The organism is Microbulbifer sp. NBRC 101763 (assembly GCF_040371615.1).
In the GTDB taxonomy this organism is placed as follows: Bacteria; Pseudomonadota; Gammaproteobacteria; order Pseudomonadales; family Cellvibrionaceae; genus Microbulbifer; species Microbulbifer variabilis.
The window spans coordinates 510,908-524,245 of sequence record NZ_BAABQV010000003.1 but is presented as its reverse complement, the minus strand read 5'-3'; the positions used below and the strand labels follow the sequence as shown (position 1 = coordinate 524,245).

Genomic DNA, 13,338 nt, shown 5'->3' with positions numbered 1-13,338 from the left:
ACACGATTGTGGCGAATTTCTAACCAGCAAAATGGTACCTCCGCCGTGCTTACACCACCTTTGCGAGGCTGCGCCCTGGCTAATCGACATGGTTAAATGATGGCCGAACAGGTTAAAATCCGCGTCCGCAATTTAAACCATCCAATAGAGGAATCCCGTCGCTATGGCCGCTCCGCAAGCCCCGCACAAACGCCCCTTGGTCCTGCTGATTCTGGACGGCTTCGGCCACAGCGACAATCCCGAGCACAATGCGGTTCACGCCGCAAACTCCCCGGTTTGGGACAACATCTGGGCCAGCCGCCCAAAAACCCTGATCCAGACCTCCGGTATGGCAGTGGGCCTACCCGATGGACAAATGGGTAATTCTGAAGTGGGACACATGACCCTGGGTGCCGGCCGAGTGGTGTATCAGAACTTCACCCGGATCAACAAAGCAATTCAGGATGGCGACTTCTTCCGCAACACTGCCTATACAGCGGCTGTGGACAAAGCCATCGCCAATAACGGTGCGGTGCACATTATGGGGTTACTGTCTGAAGGCGGTGTGCACAGCCATGAAGACCACATCGTCGCTATGGTGACCCTGGCTGCGCAGCGCGGTGCCCGCGCCATTTATGTACACGCTTTCCTGGATGGTCGTGACACGCCGCCGCGCAGCGCCGAGCCCTCTATCGCACGGCTGATGCAGGTATGTGATTCCATAGGCAATGCTCATATGGCTACCCTTGCCGGCCGCTACTTTGCCATGGACCGCGATCAACGCTGGGAGCGCACCGAATCTGTCTACGACATGCTCACCCTCAGTACCTCAGAGTACAAAGCGTCTGACGCCCTGGCCGGATTGGCCGCCGCTTATGAGCGCGGTGAAAGTGATGAATTCGTTGCCCCGACAATTATCGGCGAGCCCGCTCCCATCCAGAATGGCGACGCTCTTATCTTTATGAATTTCCGCCCAGATCGCGCGCGCCAGCTGACTCGCGCCTTCACCGAAACGGACTTTAGCGGCTTCAAGCGCAAAGCCAAACCAGAACTGGCGGACTTTGTGATGACCACCGAATACGCTGCGGATATCCACGCCAGCTGTGCCTTCCCACCGGAAAATCTGGTGAATTCCCTCGGTGAATATCTGTCGACCCAGGGCAAGACCCAGCTGCGCATTGCCGAGACTGAAAAATACGCCCACGTTACTTTCTTCTTCAGCGGCGGTCGCGAAGAGCCCTACAGCGGTGAAACCCGCGAACTGATCAAGTCCCCCGACGTAGCTACTTACGACCTACAACCGGAAATGAACGCGCCGAAAGTCACCGACAAGCTGGTGGCGGCGATTGAGAGCGGCGCATATGACGCCATTATCTGTAACTACGCCAATGGCGACATGGTCGGCCACACAGGGGTATTCGAAGCCGCTGTAAAAGCCGTGGAAGCCCTGGACCAATGTGTGGAACGTGTCGTAGATGCTGCCCTGGCCGCCGGCGGCGAAGTACTGATTACTGCTGACCACGGCAATGTAGAAGAAATGTTCGACGCCAACTCCGGCCAGGTCAGCACCCAGCACTCCACCCTGCCGGTACCATTTGTCTACATCGGTGAACGCAATGTACAAATGTGTGACGGAGGCAGTCTGGCGGACGTGGCTCCAACCATGTTAGCGTTGATGGATCTGCCACAGCCGGCAGAGATGACCGGCCACAGTTTGGTAAAAATGGACTGATGAAAACTCTCGTACTCTTCCTGATTGCCCTGCTGTCACTGCCCGCCTGGAGCCAGGCAGAAGCGGACCAGCAGGCACGCCTCGCGGAAATCAAGCAGCGCATCGAATCCCTGCAACTGGAACTTAACCAGGTGCGCGGGCAGCGCGACCAGCTGCTCAAGGATCTGGAAGAGAACGAGAAGGACATCTCAGGGCTTCACCGGCGGATAGACCAGATTAAAAAAGATATGCGCAGCCGCTCGGACAAGTTGCGTGAACTGCAGCGGGAACAGAAGCAGCTGCAGGAGGCGCGACGAAGTATGCAGCGGCGGGTCGAACAGGAGATCGCCGCCGCTTACCGACTAGGCCGACAAGAACAGATCAAGCTCCTGCTCAACCAACAAGATCCCCAGAACATCGCTCGCCAACTCCGCTATCACGATTACTTCCTCCAAGAACGCAGCCACACCATTGACAGCTACCTGGAAACCCTCGCCTCACTAGAGACCGTCAGCAGTTCTATTGAGCGTGAGCAGCTAGTTCTGCAGGGAGAACGGGAACAGCTGCAGGAGCGCCAGAGTAAGTTGCGCAGTGCCCAGAAGAATCGCAAACGCACCCTGGACAAGCTGGCTGCGAAACTCGCTGATGGCAGTGGCGAGCTTAAGCAATTGCAGGGCGATCGCTCACGCTTGCAAAAATTGATTGATGAAGTTGGCCGCGCCATCGCCTCTCTCGTGAATCCTGGGGATCAAAAGCCCTTTGCTCGCCAGCGAGGCAAGATGCAGTGGCCGGTAAAGGGGCGCCGCGCCAACGCCTATGGACAGCGCCGCACCAATGGCATCACCTGGAAGGGTGTAACTATCCGCGCAGCCGAAGGAGAGCCTGTGCGTGCTATACACCGCGGGCGAGTGGTATTTTCTGACTACCTGCGCGGCCACGGCATGCTGGTGATTCTCGATCACGGTGACGGCTATATGAGCCTCTATGCACACAACCAATCCCTTACCCGCAATATTGGCGAGTGGGTGGAGAGCGGTGAAACAATCGCGCGCGTGGGCAATACTGGCGGGCTTACTCAGAGCGGTGTCTATTTTGAGATCCGCCATCGCGGTAAGGCGAAAGATCCAACTGCTTGGTGCCGATCCTGATAAGCTATCGGCGGCAGAGGCCCAATCTTTTGTCGCCATTTCACAACAATTGCTGTGATGAATAAGGTTTCAAGTGCACTTTCTTCTATCGAGTGTCCTTGCCTAACAAACCGCTAGGCCAGGAAGTCCAAAGACCCCGCCACCAGCTACTCAGCCCACCTGTAAGACAGTTCGTTTTATCGCGACTAAGCCTATGACATCGTAGAAATTGGCGTCATCTTAGAATCCCTGCCAATCTCTGCGGTCTACACTTTCGCAAAGCAGCGAAGAAATAAGGCAGAGGTCACAACAACATGTTCATACCCAAGGCGCTGACCACCTTTCTCGGCGCGGCCACCCTCGCAACCCTGCCTTTGATGGGGCTTAGCGAAGGAGGCAAGCAACCCGATGTCATCGCCGAGGCCGCCGGGCGCCTACCTCTAGAAGACTTACGCAGCTTTGCCAAAGTATTCGAGCAAATCCGCCAGGGATATGTCGAGGAAGTAGACGATCGTACCCTGCTTGAATATGCCATCAAAGGTATGCTGCAGGGCCTCGACCCTCATTCTTCCTACCTCGACCGCCGCTCCTTCGATGACCTGCAAGCCAATACCACCGGCGAATTTGCCGGCCTGGGTATCGAGGTTGGTATTGCGGATGACCACATTACCGTGGTGACACCGATGGACGATACTCCTGCCTCGCGCGCGGGCTTAAAGGCCGGGGATGTCATATTGCGCCTTGCGGGTAAATCCATGAAGGGTGTCAGCCTGGATGAGGCGGTGGAATGGATGCGTGGCCCCAAAGGCAGCAGTGTCACCCTGACTATCGCCCGCAAAGGCCACAAAGAACCTTTCGATGTCACCCTCAAACGCGACACCGTGCGTGTGCGCAGTGTGCGCAGTAAAGTACTCGATGAAGGCTACGGCTATTTACGTATCAGTCAGTTCCAGCTGGATACCGGCACCGATGTGGCGAAAGAGTTAATCAAGCTGCAGAAAAAGGGCCCTCTCAAAGGCCTGATTATCGATCTGCGCAACAATCCAGGTGGTGTCCTGCAATCTTCGGTTGAAGTAGTGGATGCTTTCCTGGAAGAAGGGCTGGTCGTCTATACCGAGGGCCGTAATGAATCCTCCAATCTGAGCTACTCTGCCGAACCCGGAGACCTGACAGAAGGTGCTCCACTAGTAGTGCTGATCAATGCCGGCTCTGCCTCGGCAGCGGAAATTGTCGCCGGAGCTCTGCAGGACCACCGCCGCGCCGTAGTAATGGGGACCGATAGCTTTGGCAAAGGCTCAGTGCAAACAGTGATTCCCATCACTAACGAGCGCGCAATCAAACTCACCACTGCACTTTATTACACCCCCAATGGACGCTCGATCCAGGCCCAGGGCATCACTCCGGATATTGTGGTGGAAAGGGTAAAGATCACCCGCCTGGAAAATTCCAAGCGCCCCACTGAAGCCGACCTTGCCGGACACCTGAATAACGGCAACGGCGGTGCCGATCGCACCTCTGAGGATCGCGCGCGGGAGCAGGAAGAGCGGGATAACTGGCTGGATCGTGACAACCAGATCTTCGAAGCACTCAATGTGCTCAAAGGGCTGAATCTCTACGCTCACAGGGACAGGGGTCTGCGCGAACGCTTCGCCCGCACAGACGAAAAGCTGTAACTGGCGCGCGGCGGGCCTCCCGGCCCGCCGCCAGCGCATAGCCCCGATTTAAACTCTGAATTTTCCCGCGATATACCTGGCTACAGGCGCATCTCTATCCCAGCTTCCTGCATATACGCCTTGGCCTCGGCGATGCTGTACTCACCAAAATGGAAGATACTGGCAGCCAACACCGCATCGGCACCACCCTGCAATACGCCTTCCGCCAAATGCTGAAGGTTGCCGACACCCCCCGAAGCAATCACTGGAACCGGCACTGCCTCAGTCACGGCACGAGTCAGAGCCAGGTCAAAGCCATTCTTGGTTCCATCACGATCCATACTGGTGAGCAGTATTTCTCCAGCACCATACTCCGCCATCTGTCGCGCCCAGGCCACTGCATCAATGCCGGTCGGCTGACGCCCACCGTGGGTAAAGATTTCCCAGCGGTTCTCTCCCACCTGCTTGGCATCAATAGCCACTACGATGCACTGACTGCCAAAGCGTTCTGCCGCCTCGCGCACAAACTCAGGGTTCTTCACCGCAGCAGAGTTAATCGCCGTCTTGTCCGCACCAGCGTTGAGCAGATTGCGGATATCCTGCAAGGTGCGAACGCCACCGCCGACGGTAAGTGGAATAAAAACCTCATGGGCCATTTTTTCCACTATATGCAGGATGGTATCTCGCTGCTCATGGGTAGCCGTGATATCTAGGAAAGTCACCTCATCGGCACCCGCCTCGTTATAGCGGCGGGCAATTTCCACCGGGTCACCGGCATCGCGGATATCGACGAAGTTCACGCCTTTCACTACGCGGCCGGCATCGACATCTAGACATGGGATAATACGTTTCGCCAGAGCCATTATTTCTTCCGTTGATCGCAAAGCTGCTGCGCAGCGCGCAGATTCAACTTGTCTTCGTAAATTGCCCGGCCGGTAATCGCACCATATATCTCGCCGGTATCCAACAATTGTTCGATATCCTCAATACTGCTGACACCACCGGAAGCGATAATCGGCACCTGTACCGCGCGCGCCATTTCCAGAGTGGCCTCGAGATTGACGCCCTGCATCATGCCGTCGCGGGCAATATCTGTGTACACGATCGAGCTGACGCCACAATCAGCGAAACGCTTGGCCAGTTCTGTAGCTTTCAGCTCAGATACCTCAGCCCAGCCCTCGGTAGCTACCAGCCCATCTTTGGCATCGAGCCCGACAATAATATGTCCTTCGAACTCACGACAGGCTTCCTCTACCAACTTGGGATCTTTCACCGCAGCGGTGCCAATAATGGCCCAGGTAACACCGGCATCCAGGTAGCGTTCGATAGTATGTAAATCCCGGATACCACCGCCGATCTGCACCGGCAGATCGGGAAACTGCCTGGCGATGGCAGTAACGGCCTCACCATTTACAGGGTTGCCGGCAAAGGCTCCGTTCAGGTCCACCAGGTGCAGGCGCCTGGCTCCCTCGTTTACCCAATGCTGGGCAGTGGCTAGGGGATCATCGGAAAATACGGTGGCGTCGTCCATTTCACCCTGGCGCAGGCGCACGCATTGGCCGTCCTTGAGGTCGATAGCGGGAATTACAATCATGCTCTGTCTTTCGTCGGCAGTAGTTATTGGAGTCAGGAAAATATGGCAAGCCTCAGGCCCGGCCATTCCAGCTGACAAAATTCTTTAGTAGTTGCAGGCCAGTATCGGCACTCTTTTCCGGGTGGAACTGGGTAGCAAAGATATTCTCTTGTGCTACTGCAGCCGCCAGAGGTACGCCATACTCAGTGTGCCCGGCGAGTACAGTATTATCCCCAGCCGGCACATAGTAGCTGTGCACGAAATAAAAGCGGCTGCCATCAGCTATGCCTGCCCACAGGGGGTGTTTGCGTGTCTGTTGCACGGTGTTCCAGCCCATATGCGGCACTTTCAGTCGCTCGCCATCCTGTACCACCGGCAGGTCACTGCCAAAAAATTTCACTGGCTGTGGGAAGATACCCAGACAGTCGACACCGTTATTCTCCTCACTGTAGCGCATCATAATTTGCATACCCACGCAGATTCCCAGTATCGGGATATCGGCGGCGATAGCATCTTTGAGTAGCGGAGCAAAGCCCGCTTCAACAAACCCTGCCATGCAATCGCGAATGGCGCCGACTCCAGGGACTAATATGCGTTCTGCGCCCTCAGCCTGCTGAGGAGTTTGCGCCAACACTACTTCGACCTCCGGAGCCACTTTATTCAAAGCGCTGGCAACCGAGTGCAGGTTGCCCATACCGTAATCGAGTACTGCGACCTTACCCATCACAAGACTCCTTTGGTGGAAGGCATGGTGCCGGCCATACGCGGGTCCGGGGTTAGTGCCATACGCAGGGCGCGGCCGAAGGCTTTGAATACAGTCTCTACCTGGTGGTGGGCGTTATGGCCGCGCAGGCAATCGATATGCACCGTCACCAGGGCATGATTGACGAAGCCCTGGAAGAATTCAAAAAACAGTTCGGTATCGAAATTGCCGATTCGCTTTTGGGTAAAAGGCACTTCCATCACCAGGCCTGGGCGCCCTGAGAAATCAATCACCACCCTGGAGAGGGCCTCATCCAAAGGCACATAGCTATGGCCATACCGGGTCATGCCCTTCTTGTCTCCCAATGCTTGGGTAATGGCCTTGCCGAGGGTAATGCCGATATCTTCCACCGTATGGTGGTCGTCAATATGAATATCGCCGTCGCAGCTAATGTCCATGTCGATCATGCCGTGGCGGGCAATTTGATCAAGCATATGCTCAAGGAAGGGAACCCCAGTCGCGAACTGGCCATGGCCCTGGCCATCCAGATTAACGCTGACTTGAATCTTGGTTTCCAAGGTGTCACGAGTGACGCTAGCTGTACGCATCGAAAGCGATCCTTATTTGCACGATAAGACAGAGGGCGCAAATTATAGGATGAATGACACCCCCTGTGGTCCGCTAGTGTCAGATGAAACTTGATTCATAATCACAACTACATATCATGCGCGGTATGGTTACTCTAAAGCGCCGAAAATCCCATTACTGGGCCAGCCTGTTTCTGTTACTCGCCGTAGTAGCAGCTCAGCCGCTGTGGGCGGAGCACTTCCACCTGGGCAACACCCAGGTGGAGATGTGTGACCTGTGCTGTATGCATTCACCTGCAGCACTCGGCAGCGAGCCATTGCTCGTACAGGCTGAGCCCCAAAGTCACTACGAACGGCCCTCTGCGCCAACTGCCCACAATTGCCAGCCAGAGCGCCAGAGTGCGCGCGCCCCTCCCTTCCCCCTGTCACTCAGTTAATACCCAAGAACCGATAATTTTTTAGTGAATGCCCACGCTGGAGCGCGTATGGCATTGTCCGCCTGTGACAGGAAAAAAACCAATGATTAAGTTCAATACTCTGGCCCTGGCCATTGCCAGCCTGGCCGCGCCCGCTATTTACGCCGCTGAAAACAACTCGACCCTGGAAGAGGTCAATGTCACCGTCTCGCCGCTGGATAAGCCCGCCGACGCAGTGGCAGCTCCGGTTTCTATTCTCTCCGGGGACGCATTGCGCAAATCCGCCGCGGCAACCCTGGGCCAAACTTTGCAAGACCAACCCGGTGTAGCCAATGCCTCCTTCGGCAGTGGCGTGGGGCTGCCGGTTATCCGCGGCCAGAGTGCCAACCGTGTAAAGATCTTGAGCGATAACCTGGATGTATCCGACGCTTCCAACACCAGCGCCGATCATGCCGCCAGTATCGAGCCACTGCTTGCGGAACGCATCGAAATACTGCGCGGTCCCGCCGCCCTGCGCTACGGCAGCGGTGCCGTGGGAGGGGTGGTGAACATCATCGACGGACGTATCCCCACTGCCGTGCCAGAGAAAGTGGAGGGCGCAGTTGAGCTGCGCCACAACACCGCCGACGGCCAGGACGCCTCAGTATTTCGTTTCACCGGTGGTGCTGGGCAGCTGGCGTGGTATGTAGACGGGGTTTATCGGGAAAACGACAATACCGAAATCCCGGGCCTGGCCATCGTTGAGCATGAAGAACACGACGAACATGAAGAGCACGCCGGCGAAGAAGATGAGCACGAGGACGAGTTCAACACCGATGGCTTCGTGGGCAATACCAATGCCCGCGCCCACAGCTATAGCGGAGGGGTTTCCTGGATCACCGACAGCGGCTTTATTGGCTTCTCCGTAAACCGGCTGGAAAACAATTACGGCATCCCCTTGGGCACTCATGAGCACCACCACGAAGATGAGGACCACGCGGGTGAAGACCACGACGACCACGACGACCACGAGGAGCACGAGGAGCACGCCGAGGCCGGTGAGGTCGATGCGGTACGTATCGACCTGGTACAAACCCGCTATGACCTGAAAGGCGAGCACCGCTTCGACGGCGATTACTGGGACAAACTGAGCCTGCGTATCGGCTACAACGATTACGAGCATGTGGAGCTGGATGCCGGCAATCCGAGCACCCGCTTCACCAATGAGGCCTGGGAGAGCCGTGTTGAAATAACCCACGATGCCGGCAACGGCTGGCGCGGTGCCTACGGACTGCAATTGACCGACAAAGACTTTGCCGCAAAAGACTTTTCCACAATTGGCAGTCACTCCTTTATCCAGCCCTCACGTACCCGCAGTGCCGGCTTCTTTACTATGAAGGAGCGCCAATGGAGTAGCTGGCACTTAGATCTGGGCGCCCGGTTGGAGAGAGTGGATATAGACCCAGAAATTGGCAACGACCGCGATTACAATCTGATCGGCGCCAGCGCCACGCTGCAGTATTTCCTCGCCGAGCACCAGCATCTCAGCTTCGGCGCCACCCACTCCGAACGTGCACCCGTGGCCGAGGAACTGTTTGCCGATGGCGCGCACCTGGCGGAATCCCGCTATCTATTAGGCAACAGCGAGCTGGACAAAGAGAGCGGCGTCAACTTGGAGTTGGGTTATCACCACCATAACGAAGCGGCTAGCGGCTGGCACGCTGCGCGCATTGAGGCCAGCGTTTTCTACAACCAGATCAGTGACTACATCTACGCACAGAACACCGGCGGCGAGGAAGAGGAGTTGCCGGTCTATGCCTATGCCAACCGCGATGCGACTTTCTATGGAGCCGAGGCCTCAGTGACCTTTCCCTTGCAGGGCGGCCACTATATCACGCTGTTTGGCGACATAGTGCGCGCTAGCTTCGATGATGCGATCATCGGTGAAAGCTCTGATGTACCGCGTATGCCACCGCTTCGGATGGGCGTGGCCCTGGGTGCCGATTACGACCAGTGGGGTTGGGAGTGGCGCACAGTCGAAGCTGCGGACCAGGATCGCGCCGGCGCCTACGAAGAGGAAACCGACGGCTATACCCGCATGGACCTGAGCGCCGAGTACAACCTCAATATCGGCGGCAGCAATGCGGTGCTCTTTGCCAGTGCACGCAACCTGCTGGACGAGGAAATCCGCAACTCCACCTCACTGCTACGCGACTATGCCCCGGCACCTGGCCGCAGCATCGAAGCGGGCGTACGGTTTATTTTCTAAGGCACAACTGCTTCAATGAGCCCCGCGGCGCGCCCAGCTCCACGGGGCTGCATCTCCTACACTTCCCGCATAACCTCTTTATAGAAATGTGCGGGAACATCTAGTCGCACCGCGGCGTCTGATGTGTATCTGCACGACAAATCTTCTACGGAATAAACAGGGACAATCCACTCCATGGCCTGGATCAAGCGCACTTTTATCGCTCTATTGGTCGTTTTCCTGCTGCTCGCCGGTGCTGTCGCCTGGCTGCTGGCCGGCCTCGACGTAAACCAGTACAAACCACAGCTGGAAAAGCTCGCCGCCAAGCAGGGGATCTCCCTTCAATTGGAAGGTGATATCGGCTGGCAGTTGTGGCCACAGGTTGGCCTGCAGCTGCGCGATGTGGCACTGGCACCGCTACAGCTGCCCAAAGAAACCCTGGTGCGCGCCGATAAAATCGCCATAGGTGTCGCCCTCAGACCACTGCTACAGCGCCGCGTGCAGGCTCAGGAGATCGTACTGCTGGCGCCACAGATTGAACTCAGCGTTGACAAGGAAGGGCGCGGTAACTGGGAGCTGATCAGTGAAGCCCTGGAGGCTCAGAGCAAGCAACCTCCCAAACTGGAAATCCCCAGGGAGACAGAAGAGCCCGCCGAGCAACAAGTGCAGCTTAGCCTGGACAAGCTGCGTATTGAAAATGGCCTGGTATCTTACAGTGACGCCCGCACCGGAAAAGCCTACAAGGTCGAAGACCTGCGCGTGATAGCCGACAACCTGGTGCCAGGCGGCGAACCTGGGCAACTGCGTGCCGATGCCAGCATAAGCGGCAGTGACCTGCGCCACCCCCTCAATCTGACATTAGACAGCACCCTGGCCCTGGATGAAGGCCTCAACGGCCTGCGCCTACAACCCCTGCAGCTGACCTTTACTGCCGATAACAGTGCCAAAGCCACGATTCACTTGCGCGGTTACGTACGTCGTGACAACAACAACCAGCCCTGGCGCATACAGATGAATCTAAATGCCAGTGCCGACCCCCTGCGCCCCTGGCTTGAGCTGACCGGCACCGAAGTGATTACTCGCGATAGCGCTGTATTACAGAAGTTGAATATTGAAGCCAGCCTCGAAGGCACTGAGCAGAAACTCGATCTGACCCCACTGCAACTGCAGCTCGACAACACGACCTTCAGCGGCAATGCCCAGCTGCGCAACGCGGAGATGCCTGGGCTGGATCTGAGCCTGCGCGGCGGCGCTTTCAATTTGGATAGCTACCTGCCTCCCTCCAAAGAAAAGGAAGAAAAGCAGGGGGAAACCGTCCCCTCCTCCGAAGTAACGGCTCAAGACGAACAGACTGCACACACTCAAACCGCACCTGAAACAGCAAAACCGCTGCAGGCGGAGAAGCCCACAACTACTGAACAGCAGTTATCAGCCCAGCCGGTACCTGCAGAGCCCCTGCCTCTCAGCGCACTGCGCGGCTTTAATGCCAATATCAATGTGACCCTGGACCAGCTACTGGCAGCAGACCTGCAACTGGACAGTCCGGAAATACAACTCACCGTGGATAACGGCCTCTACCAACTGCAAAAACTCAGCGCAGACATCTATGGTGGACAGCTCAATAGCAATGGGCAGTTCAACGCCCGTGCCCAAACGGCTGAAGGCCAGGTACGTGGCGGCCTCAGCAATGTGGATATCGGCAAGGTACAGAAAGCGCTGTTCCCCAGTGAGAAAGTGCAGGTGGCCGGTGAAGCCAGTGTCAATTGGGATGGTCGCACTAAAGGAAAAACTTCCGAAGATCTGCAAAAAAACCTGGTCGCAGCCGTTAATATTTCCAGCAAGGAGCTCTCCATAGCCCCATTCAACCTTGAAAAGAGTATGTGCCAGCTATTTAGTTATGCGGAAAACACGCCTCTGCCAGACAGAGACTGGCCAGCACAGACTGGCCTGCAGGATGTGCGCGCTACTATTGCCGTGAAAGGCGATGAAGTGAAGGTGACCGAAATCCTTGCAGGAATCGAGAATATCGCCATGACAGGTGATGGCGAGATAGATTTACAAAAACAGGACTTCGACTTCGCTCTCGGCCTCGCCCTGGTCGGCGAGAGCACCTCCGCCGACGGCTGTACAGTGAGGAACAAGCGCTGGCGGAACCGCCCGTTGCCTTTACGCTGCAAGGGCGACTTCGATGATGTAGGCCCAGGCACTTGTAAACCCGACAGCCGCCGCCTCGACGACCTGGTACGTGAGGAACTGAAATACAAAGCCAAGAAAAAATATGGCGATAAGGTAGAAGAAAAAGTCGATGAGCTGAAAGAAAAATTGAAAAATCTCTTCGGTCGTTGATCAGAGCCGCACCGGGCCTCGCCCGGTGCGCAACTCCGGTCCCACTATCCCACTCCACTCAAGCTCTCACTACCTCCAACTCCAAATTAGTTTCAAGATTCCGCTCAGGGGGCAGCATTGTTGCAGGCTGCTTAGAATTTTTCCTACCACACCTCAACTTCCCTACTGTTTACACATTCTTTTCCCAATATCAGCCCGATCTCAACGAAATCAATTGGTCAGATAAAGGGAATAACAAAATGCCAATAATGGTCCGAGAGAAAGACAATAACTCCAAGCAGGTAATCGCGAGGCTGGCCACTGCTACCAAGCACCACAAGCCTGATGAGGTAGAGTGGGGTAATGACCGCGTTAACTGCTACGCCTGGGCTGCGAACTGCGAGGCCCCAAACTCGGGCAAGCCCAATCCCGGCTCCAACGCCGGCTATGTCGCAACTTTGGAAGATGCCAGCCTGATTGAGGGAGCCAAGCGCGATGGTATGGCCTATGTGGCCAATGCCCCAGCAAACAAGCCACCGCCTTTTTCAGAGGGTTGCTACTGCGTTGCCCTGTATAAGTCCGCAACCGATCACCACTGGTACCGGCGGGACCCGAAAACCGGTACCTGGACTCACAAACCAGGTCCTCATGGGGTGAGAAACTACGGCCCCAATTTTGTGGTTCTGCCCGAGCAGCTGGAAACGGCAAACCATAACTACGGCCTGGCTGCCACCAATTATCGTTTTGTGGCCTATTTCTATGTGGTGGAAGAGGGCATTCAGGTCTGATGACTGCATCGTGAAGAACTAGTGCCGAGGCAACCGCCCACTGCCCCTCCGCTGCAAGGGCGACTTCGATAGTGTGATCCCTGGCTCATGCATACTCGACATCCGCCACCTGGACAACCTGATACGCGAGGAGCTGAAATACAGAGCCAGGAAAAAATATGGCAATAAGATGGAAGAAAAGGTCGACGAACTGAAAGAAAAATTGAAAAATCTCTTCGGCCGTTGATCATAGCCGCACCGGGCCCCGCCC

Annotated in this window: 12 protein-coding genes; 8 read left to right on the top strand and 4 right to left on the bottom strand. The window is 56.3% G+C overall.

What is annotated here, in order from left to right; all coding sequences use genetic code 11:
- The first annotated feature begins 163 nt into the window (after window positions 1-163).
- The 3 genes from gpmI (at window position 164) to ABWV76_RS10465 (ending at window position 4,490) form a co-directional block, all read left to right on the top strand.
- Window positions 164-1,711, top strand: a complete 1,548-nt coding sequence (gene gpmI / locus ABWV76_RS10475) for a 2,3-bisphosphoglycerate-independent phosphoglycerate mutase (protein ID WP_353375915.1) — start codon at window positions 164-166, stop codon at window positions 1,709-1,711.
- A complete protein-coding gene (locus ABWV76_RS10470; RefSeq protein WP_020414074.1) occupies window positions 1,711-2,838 on the top strand; it encodes a murein hydrolase activator EnvC family protein in 1,128 nt (375 codons plus the stop codon). Before gpmI ends, ABWV76_RS10470 begins: the two co-directional genes overlap by 1 nt.
- Before the next feature lie 293 nt (window positions 2,839-3,131).
- Window positions 3,132-4,490: a S41 family peptidase gene (locus ABWV76_RS10465; RefSeq protein WP_020414073.1), complete on the top strand. Its 1,359-nt coding sequence runs from the start codon at window positions 3,132-3,134 to the stop codon at window positions 4,488-4,490.
- An 80-nt stretch (window positions 4,491-4,570) separates the two neighbouring features.
- Here ABWV76_RS10465 and hisF read toward each other — a convergent pair whose 3' ends face one another.
- Genes hisF through hisB form a run of 4 tightly spaced genes read right to left on the bottom strand, consistent with a single transcriptional unit; the run spans window position 4,571 to window position 7,353 of the window.
- Window positions 4,571-5,332, bottom strand: coding sequence for an imidazole glycerol phosphate synthase subunit HisF (gene hisF, locus ABWV76_RS10460; RefSeq protein ID WP_020414072.1), 762 nt, complete (start codon window positions 5,330-5,332; stop codon window positions 4,571-4,573).
- Entirely contained in the window at window positions 5,332-6,063 is a 732-nt protein-coding gene (gene hisA, locus ABWV76_RS10455) for a 1-(5-phosphoribosyl)-5-[(5-phosphoribosylamino)methylideneamino]imidazole-4-carboxamide isomerase (RefSeq protein WP_026305165.1), read from the bottom strand. Before hisA ends, hisF begins: the two co-directional genes overlap by 1 nt.
- Window positions 6,064-6,115: 52 nt before the next feature.
- Entirely contained in the window at window positions 6,116-6,766 is a 651-nt protein-coding gene (hisH, locus tag ABWV76_RS10450; protein WP_020414070.1) for an imidazole glycerol phosphate synthase subunit HisH, read from the bottom strand.
- A complete protein-coding gene (gene hisB / locus ABWV76_RS10445) occupies window positions 6,766-7,353 on the bottom strand; it encodes an imidazoleglycerol-phosphate dehydratase HisB (RefSeq protein ID WP_020414069.1) in 588 nt (195 codons plus the stop codon). The genes hisH and hisB overlap by 1 nt, the downstream gene beginning before the upstream one ends.
- A gap of 125 nt (window positions 7,354-7,478) precedes the next feature.
- Between hisB and ABWV76_RS10440 the strand changes: the two genes are divergently transcribed.
- The 5 genes from ABWV76_RS10440 to ABWV76_RS10420 all read left to right on the top strand — a co-directional run bounded on the left by ABWV76_RS10440 (window position 7,479) and on the right by ABWV76_RS10420 (window position 13,314).
- Window positions 7,479-7,769 (top strand): hypothetical protein, encoded by a 291-nt coding sequence (locus tag ABWV76_RS10440; RefSeq protein ID WP_211214936.1) that lies wholly within the window; start codon window positions 7,479-7,481, stop codon window positions 7,767-7,769.
- A 64-nt stretch (window positions 7,770-7,833) separates the two neighbouring features.
- The gene (locus tag ABWV76_RS10435; RefSeq protein WP_502914793.1) at window positions 7,834-9,996 is read left to right on the top strand and encodes a TonB-dependent receptor; all 2,163 of its coding nucleotides are present in this window, start codon (window positions 7,834-7,836) and stop codon (window positions 9,994-9,996) included.
- 174 nt (window positions 9,997-10,170) lie between these two features.
- On the top strand, window positions 10,171-12,321 hold the full coding sequence (locus tag ABWV76_RS10430; RefSeq protein ID WP_353375914.1) for an AsmA family protein: 2,151 nt from the start codon (window positions 10,171-10,173) through the stop codon (window positions 12,319-12,321).
- 239 nt (window positions 12,322-12,560) lie between these two features.
- Window positions 12,561-13,088 (top strand): hypothetical protein, encoded by a 528-nt coding sequence (locus ABWV76_RS10425; RefSeq protein ID WP_020414065.1) that lies wholly within the window; start codon window positions 12,561-12,563, stop codon window positions 13,086-13,088.
- 73 nt (window positions 13,089-13,161) lie between these two features.
- The gene (locus ABWV76_RS10420) at window positions 13,162-13,314 is read left to right on the top strand and encodes a hypothetical protein (protein ID WP_353375913.1); all 153 of its coding nucleotides are present in this window, start codon (window positions 13,162-13,164) and stop codon (window positions 13,312-13,314) included.
- Window positions 13,315-13,338: the final 24 nt, after the last annotated feature.

What these genes read in the sequence shown, in the direction of transcription:
- hisH (WP_020414070.1), bottom strand. Translation starts at nt 6,766, where the DNA reads ATGGGTAAGGTCGCAGTACTCGATTACGGTATGGGCAACCTGCACTCG.
- ABWV76_RS10440 (WP_211214936.1), top strand. Translation starts at nt 7,479, where the DNA reads ATGGTTACTCTAAAGCGCCGAAAATCCCATTACTGGGCCAGCCTGTTT.
- ABWV76_RS10470 (WP_020414074.1), top strand. Translation starts at nt 1,711, where the DNA reads ATGAAAACTCTCGTACTCTTCCTGATTGCCCTGCTGTCACTGCCCGCC.
- hisA (WP_026305165.1), bottom strand. Translation starts at nt 6,063, where the DNA reads ATGATTGTAATTCCCGCTATCGACCTCAAGGACGGCCAATGCGTGCGC.
- ABWV76_RS10425 (WP_020414065.1), top strand. Translation starts at nt 12,561, where the DNA reads ATGCCAATAATGGTCCGAGAGAAAGACAATAACTCCAAGCAGGTAATC.
- hisF (WP_020414072.1), bottom strand. Translation starts at nt 5,332, where the DNA reads ATGGCTCTGGCGAAACGTATTATCCCATGTCTAGATGTCGATGCCGGC.
- gpmI (WP_353375915.1), top strand. Translation starts at nt 164, where the DNA reads ATGGCCGCTCCGCAAGCCCCGCACAAACGCCCCTTGGTCCTGCTGATT.
- ABWV76_RS10430 (WP_353375914.1), top strand. Translation starts at nt 10,171, where the DNA reads ATGGCCTGGATCAAGCGCACTTTTATCGCTCTATTGGTCGTTTTCCTG.
- ABWV76_RS10465 (WP_020414073.1), top strand. Translation starts at nt 3,132, where the DNA reads ATGTTCATACCCAAGGCGCTGACCACCTTTCTCGGCGCGGCCACCCTC.
- hisB (WP_020414069.1), bottom strand. Translation starts at nt 7,353, where the DNA reads ATGCGTACAGCTAGCGTCACTCGTGACACCTTGGAAACCAAGATTCAA.